17 protein-coding genes are annotated in these 20,384 nt (G+C 71.4%); 10 read left to right on the plus strand and 7 right to left on the minus strand.

The genetic code is table 11. From position 1 onward, the window contains the following. Positions 1-71 precede the first annotated feature (71 nt). Positions 72-968: a LysR family transcriptional regulator ArgP gene (locus C1A38_RS25550; RefSeq protein WP_102660282.1), complete on the minus strand. Its 897-nt coding sequence runs from the start codon at positions 966-968 to the stop codon at positions 72-74. A gap of 70 nt (positions 969-1,038) precedes the next feature. Between C1A38_RS25550 and C1A38_RS25555 the strand changes: the two genes are divergently transcribed. The 7 genes from C1A38_RS25555 (at position 1,039) to C1A38_RS25585 (ending at position 9,220) form a co-directional block, all read left to right on the plus strand. Next, positions 1,039-1,635, plus strand: a complete 597-nt coding sequence (locus C1A38_RS25555) for a LysE/ArgO family amino acid transporter (protein WP_102660264.1) — start codon at positions 1,039-1,041, stop codon at positions 1,633-1,635. A 59-nt stretch (positions 1,636-1,694) separates the two neighbouring features. After that, a complete protein-coding gene (locus C1A38_RS25560; RefSeq protein ID WP_102660265.1) occupies positions 1,695-3,134 on the plus strand; it encodes a GuaB1 family IMP dehydrogenase-related protein in 1,440 nt (479 codons plus the stop codon). A 55-nt stretch (positions 3,135-3,189) separates the two neighbouring features. Then, positions 3,190-3,657, plus strand: coding sequence for a MarR family winged helix-turn-helix transcriptional regulator (locus tag C1A38_RS25565; RefSeq protein WP_102660266.1), 468 nt, complete (start codon positions 3,190-3,192; stop codon positions 3,655-3,657). Beyond that, positions 3,651-5,384, plus strand: a complete 1,734-nt coding sequence (locus C1A38_RS25570; protein ID WP_102660267.1) for an ABC transporter ATP-binding protein — start codon at positions 3,651-3,653, stop codon at positions 5,382-5,384. Before C1A38_RS25565 ends, C1A38_RS25570 begins: the two co-directional genes overlap by 7 nt. 76 nt (positions 5,385-5,460) lie before the next feature. Further along, positions 5,461-7,488, plus strand: a complete 2,028-nt coding sequence (locus C1A38_RS25575; RefSeq protein ID WP_102660268.1) for an ABC transporter ATP-binding protein — start codon at positions 5,461-5,463, stop codon at positions 7,486-7,488. A 303-nt stretch (positions 7,489-7,791) separates the two neighbouring features. After that, positions 7,792-8,406: a DedA family protein gene (locus C1A38_RS25580; RefSeq protein WP_102660283.1), complete on the plus strand. Its 615-nt coding sequence runs from the start codon at positions 7,792-7,794 to the stop codon at positions 8,404-8,406. A 139-nt stretch (positions 8,407-8,545) separates the two neighbouring features. Further along, positions 8,546-9,220: a DUF998 domain-containing protein gene (locus C1A38_RS25585; RefSeq protein ID WP_102660269.1), complete on the plus strand. Its 675-nt coding sequence runs from the start codon at positions 8,546-8,548 to the stop codon at positions 9,218-9,220. Here the strand turns inward: C1A38_RS25585 and C1A38_RS25590 are convergent. Then, on the minus strand, positions 9,177-10,580 hold the full coding sequence (locus C1A38_RS25590) for an NAD(P)H-quinone dehydrogenase (RefSeq protein ID WP_013731548.1): 1,404 nt from the start codon (positions 10,578-10,580) through the stop codon (positions 9,177-9,179). The genes C1A38_RS25585 and C1A38_RS25590 overlap by 44 nt on opposite strands. A 106-nt stretch (positions 10,581-10,686) precedes the next feature. Between C1A38_RS25590 and C1A38_RS25595 the strand changes: the two genes are divergently transcribed. Beyond that, positions 10,687-11,142 carry a gamma-glutamylcyclotransferase gene (locus C1A38_RS25595; protein WP_043719680.1) on the plus strand — a complete coding sequence of 152 codons (456 nt, stop codon included), beginning with the start codon at positions 10,687-10,689 and terminating at the stop codon, positions 11,140-11,142. Between the two features lie 115 nt (positions 11,143-11,257). Here the strand turns inward: C1A38_RS25595 and C1A38_RS25600 are convergent, their stop codons facing one another. The 3 genes from C1A38_RS25600 to C1A38_RS25610 all read right to left on the minus strand — a co-directional run bounded on the left by C1A38_RS25600 (position 11,258) and on the right by C1A38_RS25610 (position 13,672). Then, on the minus strand, positions 11,258-11,995 hold the full coding sequence (locus tag C1A38_RS25600; RefSeq protein ID WP_102660270.1) for an SCO6745 family protein: 738 nt from the start codon (positions 11,993-11,995) through the stop codon (positions 11,258-11,260). Positions 11,996-12,099: 104 nt separating this feature from the next. Continuing rightward, positions 12,100-13,035, minus strand: a complete 936-nt coding sequence (locus C1A38_RS25605) for a hypothetical protein (RefSeq protein ID WP_102660271.1) — start codon at positions 13,033-13,035, stop codon at positions 12,100-12,102. A gap of 4 nt (positions 13,036-13,039) precedes the next feature. Continuing rightward, the gene (locus C1A38_RS25610) at positions 13,040-13,672 is read right to left on the minus strand and encodes an MBL fold metallo-hydrolase (RefSeq protein WP_102660284.1); all 633 of its coding nucleotides are present in this window, start codon (positions 13,670-13,672) and stop codon (positions 13,040-13,042) included. A 116-nt stretch (positions 13,673-13,788) separates the two neighbouring features. On the opposite strand from C1A38_RS25610, the gene C1A38_RS25615 reads away from it, so the two are divergent. Further along, the gene (locus C1A38_RS25615; protein WP_102660272.1) at positions 13,789-14,769 is read left to right on the plus strand and encodes a DUF4349 domain-containing protein; all 981 of its coding nucleotides are present in this window, start codon (positions 13,789-13,791) and stop codon (positions 14,767-14,769) included. On the opposite strand, the gene C1A38_RS25620 is transcribed toward C1A38_RS25615, so the two are convergent. Both C1A38_RS25620 and C1A38_RS25625 read right to left on the minus strand, forming a co-directional pair. Continuing rightward, the gene (locus tag C1A38_RS25620) at positions 14,726-15,988 is read right to left on the minus strand and encodes an amidohydrolase (protein ID WP_102660273.1); all 1,263 of its coding nucleotides are present in this window, start codon (positions 15,986-15,988) and stop codon (positions 14,726-14,728) included. The two genes, C1A38_RS25615 and C1A38_RS25620, sit on opposite strands and share 44 nt — an antisense overlap. A gap of 465 nt (positions 15,989-16,453) precedes the next feature. Beyond that, a complete protein-coding gene (locus C1A38_RS25625; protein ID WP_102660274.1) occupies positions 16,454-18,037 on the minus strand; it encodes an acyl-CoA mutase large subunit family protein in 1,584 nt (527 codons plus the stop codon). Positions 18,038-18,245: 208 nt separating this feature from the next. Between C1A38_RS25625 and C1A38_RS25630 the strand changes: the two genes are divergently transcribed. Next, complete coding sequence (locus tag C1A38_RS25630; protein ID WP_102660275.1) at positions 18,246-20,345, plus strand: serine/threonine-protein kinase; 2,100 nt, start codon at positions 18,246-18,248, stop codon at positions 20,343-20,345. Positions 20,346-20,384: the final 39 nt, after the last annotated feature.

Genomic DNA, 20,384 nt, shown 5'->3' on the forward strand with positions numbered 1-20,384 from the left:
GAGCGGGCGAGCGGGCGAGCGGGCGAGCGGGCGAGCGGGCGAGCGGGCGAGCGGGCGAGCGGGTCAGCGGGTCAGCGCAGGGTTTCGGCGGCGACGGCGCACACGGCCGTGGTGAGCGCGGTCAACACCGCCGAGTCGAGTCGCCAGTGCTGCCAGTAGAGCGGGATGTCCACCACCCGGCCCGGCGCGAGGTCCACGCAGCGGCCGGATTCCAGGTCGTCGGCGGCGATCTGCTCCGGCACCATCCCCCAGCCCAGGCCCAGTCGGATCGCGGCGCTGAACGCGGGCACCGACGGCACGTAGTGCACCGGCGGATCGAGGGCACGGCCGGCCAGCGTACGCAGGAAGCGGTGCTGGATGCGGTCCCTGCGGTCGAAGACCACCACCGGTGCGGCGGCGAGCGCCGAACGGGTGAGGCCGTCGGCGAACCACCGTCGCAGGCTCGACGGGGCGGCCAGCGCCCGGTACCGCATCGCGCCGAGTGGGCGTACCCGGCAGCCCTGCACCGCCTCCCGCTGGGCGGTCACCGCGGCCATCACCGCTCCCGCGCGCAGCAGTTCGGCGCTGTGGTCCTGGTCGTCCTGCCGGATGTCGAAGGAGAGTTCCGGTGCGGCGGGCAGCCGGGCCAGGGCGGCGGGAAACCAGGTGGCGAGCGAGTCGGCGTTGACCACGACGGCGACCCGGGTACGGCCGGGGTCACCGCCGAGTGGCCCCCGCGCGTCGGCCAACGCTTCCCGTTCCAGCAGCGCCAACTGCCCGGCGAGGCGGAGCAGCGGGCGACCGGCCTCGGTGGCGTCGCAGGGTCGCTGACGTCGGACGAGCACCTGCCCGACGGCTTCCTCCAGCGCCTTGATCCGCTGGCTGACCGCTGACGGGGTCACGTGCAGCAGCCGGGCGGCAGCGTCGAAGCTGCCCTCACTGACGACGGCGGCGAGCGTACGGAGCTGGGCGGAATCCAGACCGCTCATGAAGCTGTCCTTAACCATCTGAAGAATCTTTAGTTGGACTGATGATCAGGACCGACCCTACCGTCGACCCATGCTCACCTCGGCCGTCGCCGGTTTCTCGTTGTCCATCGCCCTGATCGTCGCCATCGGCGCGCAGAACGCCTTCGTGCTCCGCCAGGGCCTGCGCCGGGAACACCTGGTGCCGGTCGTCCTGACCTGCGCGGTGTCGGACGCGCTGCTGATCGGCGTCGGGATCGCCGGGGTCGGTTCGGTGGTGGCCGCTCGACCGGATCTGCTCACCGCGATCCGCTGGGGCGGTGCCGCCTTCCTGCTCGGGTACGCGGTCCTCGCCGCCCGCCGCGCGCTGCGCCCCAGCGCCCTCACGCCCGCGCAGCGGCCACCGGCCCGGCTCGGCGCGACGCTGGCGGCCTGCCTGGCCTTCACCTACCTCAACCCGCACGTGTACCTCGACACCGTGCTGCTGCTCGGTGGCATCGCCCAGCAGCACCAGCACCGCTGGTGGTTCGGTGTCGGGGCCGCGCTGGCCAGTGTGTGCTGGTTCACCGCGCTCGGCGCGGGCGCCTACCGGCTCGCCCCGCTGCTCGCGCGTACCCGCGTCTGGCAGGTGCTCGACGGCCTGATCGCGGTGGTGATGGTCGGGGTGGCGGCGGCGTTGGTGCTTGGCTGAGTGGGTGGTTTCGCCCACCACAGGCGGCGCGGTGGCGCATCGGCAGCAATGATGGCCGGGTGCGTTTCCTCAATGGCACGACCCCGGCTCACGACCTGACCTACAACGACGTCTTCATGGCCCCGGCCCGGTCCGAGGTGGCGTCGCGGCTCGACGTCGACCTGGCCACCGGCGACGGTACGGGCACCACGATCCCGCTGGTCGTGGCGAACATGACGGCGGTCGCCGGCCGGCGGATGGCCGAGACGGTGGCCCGCCGTGGCGGCATCGTGGTGATCCCGCAGGACATCCCGATCGACGTGGTGGCCGAGGTGGTCACCTGGGTCAAGCAGCGGCACCTGGTGCACGAGACCGCCGTCGCGCTCGGCCCGACGGACACCGTCGGCGACGCGATCCATCTGCTGCCGAAGCGGGCGTACGGCGCGGTCGTCGTGGTCGACGAGGCGGGCCGGCCGATGGGCGTGGTGACCGAGGCGGACACGGTCGGCGTGGACCGCTTCGCCCAACTGCAGGACGTGATGTCGGCCGACCTGCACACCGTGCCGGCGAGCGCGGACCCGCGTACCGGATTCGACCGGCTCTCCGAGGGGCGGCGGCGGTTGGCGCCGGTGGTCGACGACGACGGGCGGCTGGTCGGGGTGCTCACCCGCCCAGGCGCGCTGCGGGCGACGTTGTACCGGCCGGCCGTGGACGACCAGGGGCGGCTGCGGATCGCGGCGGCGGTGGGGATCAACGGTGACGTGGCGGGCAAGGCGGCGGCGTTGCTGACGGCCGGGGTGGACACCCTGGTGGTGGACACCGCGCACGGCCACCAGGAGCGGATGATCGCCGCGCTGCGGACCGTGCGCCGGCTCGACCCGTCCGTCCCGGTCGCGGCCGGCAACGTGGTCACCGCCGACGGCGTACGCGACCTGGTCTCCGCAGGCGCGGACATCGTCAAGGTCGGAGTGGGCCCGGGGGCGATGTGCACCACCCGGATGATGACCGGGGTCGGTCGGCCGCAGTTCTCGGCGGTGCTCGACTGTGCTGCCGCCGCTCGCGAGCTGGGTCGGCACGTCTGGGCCGACGGCGGGGTGCGCCATCCCCGGGACGTGGCGTTGGCGCTGGCCGCCGGGGCGTCCAACGTCATGATCGGCTCGTGGTTCGCCGGCACCTACGAGTCCCCCGGTGACCTCTACACCGACGAGGACGGCCGCCGTTACAAGGAGAGCTTCGGGATGGCCTCGGCGCGGGCGGTAAGCGCGCGTACCGGCGAGGACAGCCCGTACGACCGGGCCCGGAAGGCGATCTTCGAGGAGGGCATCTCGTCGGCCCGGATGTACCTGGATCCGGTCCGGCCCGGCGTGGAGGACCTGATCGACGAGATCATCTCCGGGGTACGCAGTGCGTTCACCTATGCCGGTGCCCGTACCCTGCCCGAGTTCCACGAGCGGGCGCTGGTCGGTGTGCAGAGCACGGCCGGCTACACCGAGGGGATGCCACTGCCGACGAGTTGGTGACACGGCAGGTCGAAAATAGTTTGGCCCCTGACTGTCAGGGTTCTAATCTGCCGGTATGAAACTGGTCCAACTCGGGGACGTACCGCTCGGCCGACTGCTTGTCGTCGCCGGGCACCTCACCGGCCAGCGATGGAACCGCTACCTCGCCGACGAGCACGGCCTCACCCAGGCCGGGATGGTCACCCTGATGGCCCTCGCCGAGCACGGGGAGCTGCCGCACCGCGCGGTGGCCGAGTTGTGTTTCGTCCGCCCGGCCACCCTCACCGGCATCGTCGACACCCTCGAACGCGACGGCCTGGTGCAACGACGCCGCGACGGCGCCGACCGGCGCAGCATCAAACTCACCCTGACCCCGGCCGGCCGGGACCGGGTCGCCGCGCTCACCGCGATGATCCGGGCTCGACGCCCGCTCACCTCGGTCGACGCCGACCCGGCGAAGGCGGCCGTGATCCGGCAGTTCCTCCTCGAGGTCATCGGCCAGGACGAGTCAGCCGGCAAGCCCGAGGGAGGTCCGACATGCTGATCCGGTTGCTGCTGGCCAATCTGCGCCCGTACCGGCGACCGCTGGCCGTGGTGGTGCTGCTCCAGTTCGTCAGCACGATGGCCTCCCTCTCCCTGCCGAGCCTCAACGCCGACATCATCGACCTCGGTGTGGCCCGGGGAGACACCGACTACATCCTGCGTACCGGCGGATGGATGCTCGCCCTCACGGTGGTGCACATCATCTGCCTCATCGCGGCGGTCTACCTGGGCGCCCGCATCGCCATGGGCTTCGGCCGGGACCTGCGGGCGACGCTGTTCGGACACGTCAACCGCTTCTCCGCCCGGGAGGTCGCCCGCTTCGGCGCGCCGTCGCTGATCACGCGCAACACGAACGACGTGCAGCAGGTGCAGATGCTGGTGCTGATGAGCTGCACCATGCTGGTCTCCGCACCGATCATGAGCATCGGCGGCGTGGTGATGGCCCTGCGCGAAGACGTCGGGCTCTCCTGGCTGATGCTTGTCTGCGTACCGGTGCTGGCGATCGTGCTGGGCCTGATCATCCGGCGGATGGTGCCGAGCTTCCGGTTGATGCAGACCCGGATCGACACCATCAACCGGGTGCTCCGCGAGCAGATCACCGGCATCCGGGTGGTCCGGGCGTTCGTCCGCGAGCCGTACGAGACGCGACGCTTCGCCACCGCGAACGCCGACCTGACCGCCACCGCCCTGCGCACCGGCCGGCTGATGGCGTTGATCTTCCCCGTGGTGATGCTGGTGCTCAACGTCTCCAGCGTGGCGGTGCTCTGGTTCGGCGGTCAGCGGGTCGACGAGGGCGCCATCCAGGTCGGCGCGCTTACCGCCTTCCTGCAGTACCTGATGCAGATCCTGATGGCCGTCATGATGGCCACCTTCATGCTGATGATGGTGCCCCGCGCGGCGGTCTGCGCCGAGCGGATCACCGAGGTGCTGGACACCGACTCCTCGGTGGTGCCCGCCCCGGACCCGGTCGTCGAGGTGACCGGCCGAGCCGAGTTGGAACTACGCGACGTGCGCTTCCAGTACCCGGGGGCCGCCGAGCCGGTGCTGCGGGACATCTCCTTCCGGGTCACACCGGGCAGCACCACGGCGATCATCGGTAGTACGGGTGCGGGCAAGAGCACTCTGCTCTCCCTCATCCCCCGGCTTGTCGACGTGACCGCCGGTGCCGTGCTCGTCGACGGGGTCGACGTCCGGCAACTGGCACCGGAACAGCTGTGGAATCGGATCGGCCTGGTGCCGCAGCGGCCGTACCTGTTCACCGGCACGGTGGCGAGCAACCTGCGCTACGGCAACCCGGACGCCAACGACGAGGAACTCTGGACGGCACTGGAGATCGCCCAGGCCCGGGACTTCGTCGAGGCGATGCCGGAAGGACTGGCGGCACCTATCGCACAGGGCGGCACCAACGTCTCCGGTGGGCAGCGCCAGCGGCTGGCCATCGCCCGTGCCCTGGTCCGCCGGCCGGAGATCTACCTCTTCGACGACTCGTTCTCCGCGCTCGACCTCGGCACCGACGCACGACTGCGGGCGGCCCTGCGGCCGGTCACCGCCGACGCCGCCGTGGTCATCGTCGCGCAACGGGTGTCGACGATCATCGACGCGGACCAGATCATCGTGCTGGAGGACGGCGGCGTGGTCGGGATGGGCCGCCACGAGGACCTGCTGACGAGTTGTCCCACGTACGCCGAGATCGTGGCGTCCCAACGCACCACGGAGGTGCCGGCATGAGCGAGCGCCAGCGAGCGAATCATCAGCTCAGCGCAAAGGTGCCTCATGACGGCACGCAGCGAAGCGGAGTGCCGGCATGAGCGAACGTGGATCTCAGGCCGCCATTCCTGCGCAGCAGTCGGGCAGCGAGAGTGCGCCGAAACGGCTGCCCGGCGGCGGCCACCGCGGCGGTCCGCACGGCGGCATGGGCATGGGCATGCCCGCCGAGCGTTCCTTGAACTTCCTGCCCAGCGCGCGGCGCCTGATGGGCCGGCTACGTCCGCACCGCCTGCACCTGAGCGCCATCATCGCGCTGGCGGTGGTAAGCGTCGGGCTCACCGTGATCGGGCCGAAGGTGCTCGGGTACGCCACCGACCTGATCTTCACCGGGGTGATCGGCCAGCAACTGCCGGCGGGCACCACCGCCGAGCAGGCCGTTGCCGCCGCCCGGGCGGCCGGCAACAACAACTTCGCCGACATGCTCGCCCGGATGGACGTGGTGCCCGGAGTGGGCATCGACTTCTCCGCGCTGGGCCGGGTGCTGCTGCTCGCGCTGGGCCTGTACGTGGTGGCCAGCCTGCTGCTGTGGTGGCAGGGCTGGCTGCTCAACGGCGTCGTCCAGCGGACCGTGTTCCAGCTGCGGGCCGAGGTCGAGGAGAAGCTGAACCGGTTGCCGCTGCCCTACTTCGACAGGCAGCCGCGTGGGGAACTGCTCAGTCGGGTCACCAACGACATCGACAACGTCTCGCAGACCCTCCAGCAGACGTTGAGTCAGCTGCTGACCGCGCTGCTCACCGTGGTCGGCGTACTCGGCATGATGTTCTGGATCTCGCCGCTGCTTGCCCTGGTGGCGCTTGTCGCGGTGCCGCTGTCGGTGGTGGTGACCGGGCAGATCGCCAAGCGGTCGCAGCGCAAGTTCATCGCGCAGTGGACCCACACGGGCGAGCTGAACGGGCAGATCGAGGAGGCGTTCACCGGGCACGAACTGGTGAAGGTCTTCGGTCGGCAGCGTGAGGTGGAGGCGGCCTTCCGCGCCAAGAACGACGAGCTGTTCGCGGCCAGCTTCGGGGCCCAGTTCATCTCCGGGATCATCATGCCGGCGATGTTCTTCATCGGGAACGTCAGCTACGTGGCGATCGCGGTGGTCGGCGGGTTGCAGGTCGCCTCCGGCTCGATGAGCCTCGGCGACGTGCAGGCGTTCATCCAGTACTCCCGGCAGTTCACCCAGCCACTCACCCAGGTCGCCTCGATGGCGAACCTGCTCCAGTCGGGGGTGGCCTCGGCCGAGCGGGTCTTCGCGGTGCTCGACGCCGAGGAACAGCAACCGGATCCGGCGGTTCCGGCCCGGGTGAGCGACCCGCACGGCCGAGTCGAGTTCGAGCACGTCTCGTTCCGGTACGACCCGGACAAGCCGCTGATCACCGACCTGTCCCTGGTCGCCGAGCCGGGGCACACCGTGGCCATCGTCGGGCCCACCGGCGCCGGCAAGACCACCCTGGTCAACCTGATCATGCGCTTCTACGAGTTGGATGCCGGCCGCATCACGCTCGACGGGGTGGACATCACCGCGCTGCGCCGCGACGACCTGCGGGGCCGCATCGGCATGGTCCTGCAGGACACCTGGCTGTTCGGCGGCACCATCCGGGACAACATCGCCTACGGGCGGCCGGACGCGACCGAGGAGGAGATCCTCGCCGCCGCCCAGGCCACCTTCGTGGACCGGTTCGTCCGCAGCCTGCCCGACGGCTACGACACGGTGATCGACGAGGAGGGCAGCAACGTCAGCACGGGCGAGCGGCAGCTGATCACCATCGCCCGGGCCTTCCTCGCCGAACCCTCGCTGTTGATCCTCGACGAGGCGACCAGCTCGGTGGACACCCGTACCGAGGTGCTGCTCCAGCGGGCGATGGCGGCGCTGCGGTCGGAGCGGACCAGCTTCGTCATCGCGCACCGGCTCTCCACCATCCGCGACGCCGACCTGATCCTGATGATGGAGGACGGTCGCATCGTCGAGCAGGGCACCCACACCGAACTGCTCGCGGCGGGCGGGGCCTACCACCGGCTCTACCAGTCGCAGTTCCAGCAGCCGGTCAGCGGCGACGACCCGGTCGCCGTGCCTGCCTGAGGGTGGTGGCCGGGCCGCTGACACGGGACCTGTCAGCGGCCCGGCTGCGGGCCCGGGCATCAGGAACGGGGGACCCGACGCACGCGCGGGCCGCGCGCCGACAACGGTACGCCGCCCGGCGACGTTTCGGCGACCCTCACCCCACACCGGGATATTTCGATATTCGCCGGTAGAAAGCAGTCACATGCCCCAACGCCCGGGCAGTGTCGCTGGTCACGAGGGGGCGGGGTCATCGTCGGTGATGCCGGACACACCGTCAGGCTCGACACGTATCCGGACCGGCCGCAGCGCGAGGGGACAGTGGTGCCCGAACTACTCACCCAGGTGGCATCACCTGACTGGGCATACCTCCTCCTGTTCGGGCTGCTGGCGCTGGACGCCTTCGTGCCGGTGATACCCACGCAGCTGTTGATGATCACCGGCGGCGCGCTCACCGTCTACGGCGGGCTGGACCTGCCGCTGGCCATCGCCATCGGGGCGCTCGGCGTGTTCACCGGGGACCTGGCCTGTTACCTGCTCGGCCGCAGCACGTCACGGCGTCAGCCACCGCGCCCCGAGGTGACCGGTCGGGCCCGACGGCTGACCGGCCGGCTCGCTGCCGGCCTGCGCCGGCCCGGCCCGACAGGGCTGCTGCTCTGCCGGTTCGTGCCGGGCGGCCGGATGACTGTCTGCTTCGCCTCCGGCCGTGGCCGTTATCCGCTGCGCCTGTTCCTGCCCTACGCCGGTACGGCGGCGGTGGGTTGGGCGTCGTACGGCGGCCTGGTCGGGCACCTCGGCGGCGCGGCGCTCACCGGGTCGGCGTGGCGGATGGTGCTGATCGCGGCGGTGGCCGCCGCCGGCTTCGCGTTGACCGGCTGGGTGCTGGCGTTGATCGCCGCCCGGCTGACCCCAGCCCCCGCCGAACTGCCCGCCGACTGAGGTCAGCCCGTACGGCGCGGGGAAGGCCGACCGGTCGCCCTGGGGGGAACACCTGATGACCCGGTCCGGGTGCACCCCGGGTCGGATTTCGGTGCTCGTCCCGGATCCGTCTGGGGTGGGTTCGGCGACAGGCTGAGGCATGCCTGGAATCCGGAACAACGGTGCACTGGCCCTCGGCGGGATCGCCCTCGCCGCGCTGCTCGGCGTCATCGGTCACCTCGGCGTGCGGGACCTGGACCCGGTGAGCCTCACCGTCAGCGACTACGCCGTCTCCGAATCCGGCGGAGTCATCCACCTGGCGATGCTGACGCTGGGCGTGGCGTCGGCTCTGCTCGTACCGGCCCTGGGTCGCCTCGCCGGGCCGGGGGCCCGCGCCGGTCGGCTGGGCGCGGCCCAACTGCTGCTCGCGGCGTGGGCCGGTGGGCTGCTGCTGGCCGGTCTGGTGCCGACCAACCCGCCGGGCACCGAGATGGGCACCGCCGCATACGTGCACCGGTACGCCTCGGTGGTGGCGTTCCTCGCCCTGCCGGTCGTCGGCTGGCTGCTCGCCGCCCACCTGCCCACCGGGGCCCGTACCCGCCACTGGCTGCGCGTCCTCGCGGTGGTCAGCCTGCTGCTGGCCGCCACCCAGATCTGGTCCGCCTATCCCGGTGACCGCGTCTTCTACGGACTCATCGAACGGGGGCTCATCCTCAGCGAGGTCACCCTGCTCGCCCTGCTCGCCGTCGCCCTGCCCGCGCAGTCTCACGCGCGGACCGGGCGACGGGAGGTCACTCCAGTTCGTGCAGCATCAGTTGCCGGGCGGCCTCGGTGACCGAGCCGGAGAGGCTGGGGTAGATCGTGATGGTCTGCGCCAACTCGTTGACGGTCAGGTTGTTCTCCACCGCCATGGTGATCGGCAGGATCAGCTCGCTGGCCTTCGGGGCGACCACCACGCCGCCGATCACCTGGCCGCTGGCCGGGCGGCAGAACAGCTTGACGAAGCCGTCGGCCACCTCGTCCATCTTCGCCCGGGCGTTGCCGTCAAGCGTCAGCATCACCTGCCGGGCCGGCACCTTGCCCGCGTCCACCTCGTCCTGCGAGACGCCGACGGTGGCCAGCTCCGGGTCGGTGAAGACGTTCGCCGCGACGGTCCGCAGCCGCAGCGGCCGGACCGCCTCGCCGAGCGCGTGCCACATGGCGATCCGGCCCTGCATGGCGGCAACGCTGGCCAGCGGCAGCACCCCGGTGCAGTCGCCGGCCGCGTAGATGCCGGGCACGTTGGTACGGGAGACCCGGTCGACCGTCACGTAGCCGCCCCGGGCCAGTTCGACGCCGTACTCGGCCAGGCCCAGCGCCTCGGTGTTGGGGATCGAACCGACCGCGATCAGCGCGTGCGAGCCGTACACCTTGCGGCCGTCGGAGAGCTCGACCTCGACGCCGTCGTCGGTACGGCGCACCCCCTCGGCACGGGAGTTGTTCAGGATGCTCATGCCCCGGGCCCGGAACACCCGCTCGATGGCCTGCGCGGCGTCGGCGTCCTCGTGCGGCATCACCCGGTCCCGGCTGGAGACCAGGGTGACCTGCACCCCCATGGCCAGGTACGCGCTGGCGAACTCGGCGCCGGTCACCCCGGAGCCGACCACGATCAGGTGCTCCGGCAGCTCCGGCAGGTCGTACACCTGTCGCCAGGTCAGGATGCGCTCGCCGTCGGGCACGGCGGTGGGCAGCTGGCGGGGGGTGGCCCCGGTGGCGATCAGCACCGTCGACGCGCCGATCGCGTACGCGGCCTCCTCGCCGTGCGGGGTGACGATCACCCGGTGGGTGTGACCGAGGGTGTCCTCGCCCAGCCGGGCCCGCCCGGAGACGAAGGTGACCCCGGCCTTGACCAGCTTGGCGTGGATGTCGCTGGACTGCGCCAGGGCGAGCCGCTTGACCCGCTCGTTGACCGCCGTGGCGTCGACGGTGACCGCCTCCAGGCCGTCGGAGTGCACCCCGAAGACCTCGGTGTCGCGGTACCCGGTCACCACCTCCGAGCTGGCGATGAACGTCTTCGACGGCACGCAGTCGGACAGCACGCAGGCACCGCCGGCACCTTCGTCCTCCACGACTGTGACGTCGGCGTCCAGTTGGGCCGCCACCAGCGCCGCCTCGTATCCCGCCGGCCCGCCGCCAATGATCACGATCCGGCTCACCACGACCGCCCCTCGTCCATGCTCACAGTGACTTTCTTCTCCCCGGCGCGTGCGACACGCACCGTCGTATTCTCCCCCGAGCGCCCGTCGGGCTATCGTCATCGCCGTGCGTCATTACGCCGCCTACGGCTCGAACCTGGACCCTGCTCGGATGCGTGCCTACTGCCCGCATTCGCCGATGGTGGGCATCGGCTGGCTGGAGGGCTGGCGGCTCACCTTCGCCGGTGAGGACGTCATCGGCTGGGAGGGTGCGGTCAGCACCGTGGTCGAGTCGCCCGGCGACCGGGTCTTCGTGGCCCTCTACGACATCCACCCGTACGACGCCGCCCAGCTCGACGAGATCGAGGGCGTCACCTCCGGCACGTACCGGAAGCTGACCGTCCGGGTGTCGACGCTGGACGGCGACGTGACGGCCTGGGTCTACGTCTTCGACGGCTACGAGGGTGGGTTGCCCACCTCGTGGTACCTCTCCGAGATCGCGAACGCCGCCGAGAAGGCGGGCGCGCCGGACGACTACGTCCTTGAACTGCGGTCCCGCCCCACCGGCACCGCGTCGGCGTAGCGCGTCTCCCACGCCCTCAGTCTGCTACCGGCCGTCCGCACGGCGGGCGTCGACCCCGGAACCCGGGCGATCTGTCCTGGTCGGCCCGCTTTCGTCCCCTGGGCCAGCCAAGAGGTCAGCCCTCGGTGTGCGCCCGGGTCGCGGCGAGCAGCTCCACAAGTTCCGCGCCGCCGGCCGGACCCAGCGCCACGAACGCGGGTGCGACGAGACGGTTGGTCACCGCTTCGGCCCACAGCCGCCGCCGCACCAGCGGCGCGACCGGCGGGTACGGCGGTGGCCACCCGCACGCGATCGCACCGCTCTCCCCCTCCGGCCCGGCCAGCACCGCCTCCAGCGGTGACATCCCGCTGGCGCGTACCGCCACCAGATGGGCGCCGGTGAAGTGCTCCCGCAGCAGGCGCAGCCCGACGGCCAGTCGCGCGCCCGCAGAGGTAGCGGGCAACGGCATGGCCCGCCACGCCGCGAACAACGGCATCGCGCTGGCGTCGGCCGCCGCCACGACCCGTTCCACCAGGTCGACCAGGCGGTCCAGGTGCGGCAGGTCGGCCAGCCGTTCCTCGCCCCACCGGCAGCACTCGACCAGGCTGGCGGCGGCCACCTCCAGCGGTCGCACCGTGCGGGCGGCGGCGTCCCAGCCGTCGGCCACCGCGTCGGGGGCGATGAAGCCGAGCGCGGCGGCCACGGTCTCGGCCCGCACGTCGCCCAGGGCACCGGCCCGGCCGGTGATGTAGAAGGCCCAGCCCGAGATGCCGAGCAGCCGGGCCCGACGCAGTGTGGTGGGACAACGGCTGTACGCGTCACCGAGCGCGAGCACCGCCGGCTTGCTGGCCGCGGCCACCTGTTCCGGAGTCATCCCCGACCGCCGGAAGGCGCATGCGGCCGGCACCCGGCCGAAGGTCCGTCCGTGCGGATACGTCCGTCCGGGTGAAAGCTGGCCGAAGGTCCGTCCATGAGGAGTCAGTCTGCCGCGCCGCCGCCAGAGCCCGCATCCTCCTCCTCGGCTTCCAGCGCCTCGACCGCGGCTTCGACCTCGCCGGTGCGCCGCCGGGCCGCACCGGCAGCCCGTTCGGCCGCCCGACGGGCCAACCGGGCTCGGCTGAGCTCCTGCTCGGCCACGGCCCGGCGGCGCTCCAACTCGGCAAGTTCCGCTTCGAGCCGGTCCAGGGCGGCGGCACCGTCGCGCTCGGCCGCCGCCGCGCCCGCCAGCTCGTCCTCGGCCCGTTCCTGATCGGTACGGGCCCGGGTCAGCTCCTTGTCCAGCGCCCGACGGCGGCGCTCCCGTTCGGCGCGGGCCGCCCGCTGGGCCTGCTCGGCGCGCAATGCACCCCGCTGGGTCGGCTGCTGCCGGGCCGGTGCGGCCGACGGCGGCTCCTCTCCCCCGGTCACCAGGCGCAATTGCGGCCGGGGCACCTCGCCGAACCCGGCGTAGTGGGTGGCGCGCAGCAGGCGTCCGGAGCGGACCTGCTCGGCGATCTGCACGTCGGACAGGGCCGCGTTCAGGGTCGCCTCCACCTCGGCCAGCGGCAGCTTCCCGCTCGACGGCGCCCCCTCGACGTCGGCCGCCAACCGGCGTACCTCGGCGACGAGCGCACCCACCACGGCGCGCCGCTGCGCGGACAGTTCGCGCAGCCGTGGGCCACGCAGTTCACGCTGCGCGGTCCGCAGTGCGTCGGCCAACTGCACCAGGTCGGCCACCAGCTCAGGGCGGTCCAACGCGAGCAGGTTGACCAACCAGGCGGCGACGGTCGGCCGACGCAACCGGGCGATCTCCCGGGCGGTACGCGGATCTCCGGCTTGACGCGCCTGCGCGACGGCGGCGTCCCGGGCCGCGACGAACCGGTCCGGCGGCGTGCGGTAGAGCTCATCGACGAGATCAGGCGCCGGTTCGGGCATCGGCTCAGCCGTCGATCCGGCTGCCCGGCTCCAGCCGTTGGTACTCGCTGCCCGACAGGGCCGTGTACTGCCGGTCGAGCACCGTGAGGCCGTTCGTGTTGAGCAACGCGTCGTGCAGGGCGAAGACCCGACGCGGCGCGACCGCCCGGATGAAGTCGACCACCTCCGAGAACTTCGACCAGGGCGCGTGGATCGGCGCGAAGAGGGTGTCGACCGGTACGTCCTGCGGCACGAAGAGCGCGTCGCCGGGGTGGTAGACGACGTCGTTGAACAGGTAACCGATGTTGTCCACCACCGGGATGTCGGGGTGGATCACCGCGTGTCGACCGCCGTAGGCGCGTACCGGCACCCCGGCGGCGGTGAACGACTCGCCGGGGCTGACCGGGCGCAGCGCCTCGGCCGCGCCGCCCAGCACCTTGGACACTGACGTCGGGCCGTGGATGACGAACGGCCGTCGCGCCAACTGTCGGTTGATCGCCTCGGCATCGACGTGGTCGGGATGCTCGTGGGTGATCAGCACCGCGTCGGCGCCGTCCAACGCCGCCGCCGCTTCGCTGAACATGCCCGGATCGACGACCAGCACCCCACCGTCGTGCTCGATCCGTACGCACGAGTGGGCGTACTTGGTGAGCCGCATCGTGATGCCTCCCATATCGAATCGTGACTTCTCCAGCGCAGTCTGCCGGAACCCGTGAGGTGGCGCGGGACGTCCGAGTTATCACCACGCAGCGGGGCCGGAAGAGGGGTACGGGGATGAGACTACGAAGAGTCGGTCGGCATCGGACGGCGGCGGCGGGTGCGCTGCTCGCGTTGTTGATGCTCGCGGGTTGTGGCAGTGGCAGTGGCAGTGACGAGGCGACCAGCTCGGACGCGGGTGCCGCCGCGCCGCCGATGGCGGACCGGGGGGCCGGTGAGCCGGCGCAGGGCGGGTCCGGCACGGCGACGGACACCCGGGTCGACCAACGCTCGATCATCTACACCGGATCCCTGGAGATCAAGGTGGACGATGTGGAGGCGAAGGCCCGCGAGGCCGTCTCGGCGGCGACCCGGGCCGGTGGCTTCGTCGGCGGCGACCAGCGGCGCAGCGCCGCGGCGGACGCGGTCGCGGAGTTGCAGTTGCGGGTACCGGCCGACCGGTTCTACCCGGTGGTGGAGGAGCTCGCCCGGCTGGGCAGCCAGCAGCGTCGACAGATCGACACCCAGGACGTCACCGAGGAGACCATCGACCTGGACGCGCGGATCGCCACCCAGCGGGCCCGGGTGGACAGCGCCCGACGGTTGCTGGCCCAGGCCGACTCGATAAGCGATCTGATCAGCCTGGAGAACGAACTGGGCCGCAGGGAGGCCGACCTCGCCTCGCTGGAGGCGAAGAAGCGGCGGCTGGGCGACCTGACCGCACTGTCCACGATCACCGTCACGCTTGTCGGCCCGGACGCGAGCACCACCGAGGACGAGGATCAGCTCGGCTTCCTGGTCGGGCTCAGCGGCGGCTGGAAGGTCTTCCTGGCCTCGATGACCGTACTGGTCACCGTGCTCGGTGCGGTCCTGCCGTGGCTGCTGGTGTTCGGCGTACCGCTGGGGTTGCTCTGGTGGTGGCATCGGCGACGCCGGCGCGGCCGGGACACCGGGCCGGCGCTGGTCGCGCCGGTCGGCGCGCCGCCACCGTCGGGGCTGGCGGTGCCGGGTGAGGTCAGCGGTGCGCCGCCAGTGCCTGGAGCGCGGTCTGCACCATGAGTCGCACGCCGGCCGGGATGGCGCGCTCGTCCACGTCGAACGACGGCCGGTGCAGGTCCACGTTGGGCCCGGCGCGGCCGACGCCGAGCCGGGCCAGCGCACCTGGGACGTACTCCAGGTACCAGGAGAAGTCCTCGCCGCCCATGCTCTGCGGGGTCTCCGCGACACCCTGCGGGCCGAGCGCGGCGATGGTGGCCGCGGTCAGCACGCTGATGGCCTGGCTGTCGTTGCTGACCGGCGGACGGCCACGCAGGTACTCGATGTCGACAGTGGCACCGGTCGGGGCGAGGACGTCGCGGACCACCTGGGTGACGATGTCCGGGGCGCTGTGCCAGGTGTCGCGGTCCATCACCCGCAGCGTGCCGGAGGCGGACGCCTCGGACGGGATGACGTTGTACTGGGTGCCGGCGGAGGCGTGACCGAAGACCAGCAGCAGCCCGCTGTTCGCCGGCACCCGGCGGCTGACCAGGGCGGGAACCTCGGTGACGAGCCGACCGAGTGCGTCGACCAGGTCGACGGTCAGGTGCGGACGGGCGGTGTGGCCACCCGGCCCGGTGAGTCGTACGGTGACGTTGTCGGCGGCAGCGGTGATCGGGCCGACCCGCAGCCCGATCCGGCCGACCGGCAGGCTCGGGTCGCAGTGCAGCGCGAAGATCTGCACCACGTCTTCGAGGCCCCCGGCCTCGATCACCTCCAGCGAACCGCAGGGCAGGATCTCCTCGGCGGGCTGGAAGATCAGCCGCACCCGGCCCGGCAACTCGCCCAGGTCGGCGAGCTGGGCCAGCATCATGCCGACGCCGAGCATGACAGTGGAGTGCACGTCGTGACCGCAGGCGTGGCAGACCCCGTCGACCGTGGAGCGGTACGGAACGTCCTTGGCGTCGGCCAGCGGCAGCGCGTCGATGTCGGCGCGCAACGCGATCACCGGGCCGTCCGGGCGGCCGTTGATGTCGCAGATGACCCCGTTGCCCTTGGGCAGCATGCGTGGGTTGAGCCCGGCCAGGGAGAGTTCCCGGGCGATCAGGGCCGCCGTCTCGAACTCCTGACCGGACAGTTCGGGATGCGAGTGGATGTGACGGCGAGTGGCGATCAGGCCCGGTACCCGCAGGGCGAGCAGGTGGTCCAACTCGGCCGGCAGGGGTTGGCCGCCCGGCGGCGGCGCTTCGGACCAGGACGCCACCAACTGTTCGCCGGTGGGCATCGTCAACGCAGTCGTCACGTCGAAATCTCGATCACTAGAAATGGATGGATCATCGGGGACAGCAGACAGGGTAGACCCCTGGTGGTAACTCTGCGCAACCTCGTTCCGGTGATGGTCGGACCGCACAGCGTCACGTATGCCCTGCTGAGAGCCACCGGAGCGGAGCGAGACAGCAGGTAGATCGCCGTTGAACGTCGTCATCCGCCCCTCACCTCCTACAACGCGTAATCGGGTAAGCGGACCGAAAATCCTTCGGCGGACCTTCGGCACTGTTTCCGAATTGTCGCATTAGTCGCTCGATCAACTGACCCTACGACAATTACCCGACCACACCCGGCGACGAGCGCACCGTGGCACGTTCACACGCACGGTCGCCGTCCGGCCGGACACCGTGTGCGTCAGAGATCAGCCGGAGCACGCCCACGGGCGCACTCGAACCGCAGTACCCAGGACGGGCGCACCGACACGCAGCGCGACGGTCGGTCAGAACCGGTCGGTCGGACGGTAGAGGCCCCACACCTCGCGCAGCGCCCCGCACACCTCACCGACGGTGGCCCGCAGACGCAGCGCCTCCTTCATCGGGTAGAGCACGTTGGCGCTGCCGGTGGCGGCCTCCCGCAGACCGGCCAGAGCCCGCTGCACGGCGGCACCGTCGCGCTCGGCGCGCAGCCTGGCCAGCCGTTCGGCCTGCGCCGCCTCGATCGTCGGGTCCACCCGCAGCGGCTCGTACGGTTCCTCGGCGTCGATGGCGAACCGGTTGAGGCCGACCACCACCCGCTCCCCCGAGTCGATCTCCTGGGCGATCCGGTACGCCGACTGCTCGATCTCCCGCTTCTGGAAGCCCGCCTCGATCGCCTCCACCGCCGAGCCGTGCTCGAAGACCCGGGCCATCAGCGCGTCCGCCGCCTCCTCGATCTCCGAGGTCATCGCCTCCACCACGTACGACCCGGCGAACGGGTCGACGGTGGCGGTCAGGTCCGTCTCGTACGCCAGCACCTGCTGGGTCCGCAGCGCCAGCCGGGCCGCCTTCTCGGTCGGCAACGCGATCGCCTCGTCGAAGCTGTTGGTGTGCAGCGACTGGGTGCCGCCGAGCACCGCGCCGAGACCCTGCACAGCCACCCGGACCAGGTTCACCTCGGGCTGCTGGGCGGTCAACTGCACGCCCGCGGTCTGGGTGTGGAAGCGCAGCATCATCGACTTCGGGTTCTTCGCCCCGAACTCGTCGCGCATCAGCCGGGCCCAGATCCGCCGGGCCGCCCGGAACTTGGCGACCTCCTCCAGCAGGGTGGTACGCGCGACGAAGAAGAACGACAGCCGGGGGGCGAAGTCGTCCACGGCCAGCCCGGCGGCGATCGCGGCCCGGACGTACTCGACGCCGTTGGCCAACGTGAAGGCGATCTCCTGCACGGGCGAGGCGCCGGCCTCGGCCATGTGGTAGCCCGAGATGGAGATCGTGTTCCACTTCGGCACCTCGGCCCGGCAGTAGCCGAACGTGTCGGCGACCAGGCGCAACGAGGGCTTCGGCGGGAAGATGTAGGTCCCCCGGGCGATGTACTCCTTGAGGATGTCGTTCTGGATGGTGCCGTTGAGCGCGGCGCCCGGCACCCCGTTCTCCTCGGCGACGAGCTGGTAGAGCAGCAGCAGCACCGAACCGGGCGCGTTGATCGTCATCGAGGTGGAGACCTGGTCCAGCGGGATGCCGTCGAAGAGCAGCCGCATGTCCTCGATCGAGTCGATGGCCACGCCGACCTTGCCCACCTCGCCGGAGGCGATCGGGTCGTCGGAGTCGTACCCCATCTGGGTCGGCAGGTCGAAGGCGACCGACAGACCCATCGTGCCGGCCCGCAACAGTTGGTGGTACCGCGCGTTGGATTCGGTGGCGGTGCCGAAACCGGCATACTGGCGCATGGTCCACGGGCGTGACGTGTACATCGTGGGATAGACCCCACGGGTGTACGGGTACCCGCCCGGCGAGCCCAGCCGGGAATCCAGGTCACCGGGGACGTCTTCCGCCGTGTAGACGTCCTTGATCGGGAAACCGGACTCGCTCAACCGCCGCTCGCTCATCACCGGATGGTAGGACGAAGCAACAGCTCAGCCGGTTCGGGGTGGCGCGCGAGTGACCTTGACGGACGCCACGACGAGAGGTGAGGGGTCGCACACGTACCGTTCGGTTGGGGAAACGTCCGTCGCGCCGGCTTTCGCATCGGGCGTCTGAACCAGCAAGATAGGGGGGTTGTGTCCCAGCCCCCTCGACTTCCCCGGTGGCTTTTCTGTGACTCAGATCCCGACGTGGAGCGGCGGACCAGTCAGCACTCCCACCAATGGACGCGCAACACCCGGCACCGTCATCGGTGACCGCTACTCGTTGCGCTCGGCGGTGGGCAACGGCGGCATGGGCACGGTCTGGCGAGCCACAGACACGCTGCTGCGCCGCGACGTGGCGGTCAAGGAGGTCATCCTCCCGCCGGGGCTGGCCCCGAGCGACCGCGACGCGATGTACGAACGCACTCTGCGCGAGGCCCGCGCCGCCGCCGCCATCGCCCACCCGGCCGTGGTGCAGGTGTACGACGTGGTCACCGAGGCCGGGCGGCCGTGGATCGTGATGGAGCTGCTGGACGCCCGCAGCCTCGCCGACATGGTGATCGAGGACGGGCCGATCGCCCAGCGGGTGGTCGCCAAGATCGGCATCGCGCTGCTCGGCGCCCTGGAGGTGGCCCACGCGATCGGTGTGCTGCACCGCGACGTCAAGCCGGCAAACGTGCTGATCTGCTCCGACGGGCGCTGCGTGCTCACCGACTTCGGGGTGGCCCGGATGCCCACCGACGTGCAGCTCACCACGCCGGGCATGGTGCTCGGCTCACCGCACTTCATCTCACCCGAGCGGGCCATGGGGCAGGAGTTCGGGCCGCCCAGCGACCTGTTCTCCCTCGGCGTGACGCTCTACACGGCGGTGGAGGGTCGACCCCCGTTCGACCGGGGCGACCCGATCGAGACCATGCACGCGGTGGTCGAGGACCCGCCGGCCCCACCGCAGCGCAGCGGCCCGCTGACCCGGGTGCTGATGGGCCTGCTGGAGAAGGACCCGGCTCGCCGACTCGACGTGCACACCGCCCGTGCCATGCTGCGCGAACTGCTCGCCGGCCCGCTGAGCAGCAACGCCGCCGCGGTCAACTCGATGACCGACCCGTACTCGGTGATGCAGGTGCCGCAGCCCGCGCCGATCAGCGCGCCACCCGCCCCGGCCAAGGCCAAGCCGTCCGGCCAGATCGGCGGCTCGGCGATGCTCGCCCCCGGCGAGTCGCTCACCGACCGGCTGGCCGCGCTGCGCCGCGGTGAGCGCCCCGGCCAGGCCGCCCCGGTCAGCGCCGCCGCGATGGAGGAGACGAGCGCCGACGGCCTGGCCCGACCGGGTCAGCACGGCGCGATGTCGCCGCCACCGGTCGGCCGCACCTACGGCACCGCCGCGGACGCGACCCAGCACATCGGCGGGGCGGACGCGACGCAACGGTTCGGCGGAGCCGACGCCACCCAGCGGATCGGCGGGGCGGATGCCACCCAGCGGATCGGCGGGGCCGACGCCACGCAGCGGGTCGGGCCGGCGGCGTTCGGCTACGGCGGCGGGCAGCCGGAGGCCACCCAGCACATCGGTGGTGACTACGGCGGTCAGTGGCCGGCAGCGCCCAGCCAGCCGTACGGTGCCCGCCCGACGCCCACCGGCGGCAGCCCGCTGGACAAGGCGAAAGCGGCCGGCAGCCAACTGGTCGGCACCGTCAAGGGCTGGCCACGCAAGATGCAGCTCGCCGCGGCCGGCGGCCTGGCGCTGATCCTGCTGATCGGCATCGTGGCGCTCTCCGGCGGCGACGACGCACCACCGACCACCCCGGTCGCCGACCCCTCCTCGTCCGCCGACGCCGGTCCCGGCATCGAGATGCAGGAGCACTCGGCGCGCGGAGTGCAGGTGCTGGTGCCCAAGGGCTGGAAGAAGGCCGCTCCCTCCGGTGCCGTCTACGTCGACTACACCGACCCGGAGGACAGCGGCCGTCGGGTGCGCATCCTGAACGAGCCGTGGCGTGGCGACTCGGCCCGCTGGGCGGAGGTCGCCGCGAACGGTCTGAAGAGCAAGTCGACATCCTGCGCCAAGCCGTACAACCAGATCTCGATGGCGCAGAAGGAACTGGCCGGCAAGCCGTCGGCAGAGTTCGAGTACACCTGCGGTCAGGGCGAGGCCATGCGGCACGGTGTCTGGCACGGGGTGGCCCACGACGGCCGGATGTACTCCTTCTACCTCACCGCCAACGACTCCCGCTTCGAGGAGAGCAAGCCGATCTACGAGGAGATGGTGAAGTCGTTCCAGCTCACCAACGCCGGCTGAGTCGGGGCGAGCGCCCGTGGTGATCCGCCGTCGTGCTAT

The sequence above is a fragment of the Verrucosispora sp. ts21 genome, assembly GCF_002879555.1.
GTDB classification, from domain to species: domain Bacteria; phylum Actinomycetota; class Actinomycetes; order Mycobacteriales; family Micromonosporaceae; genus Micromonospora; species Micromonospora gifhornensis.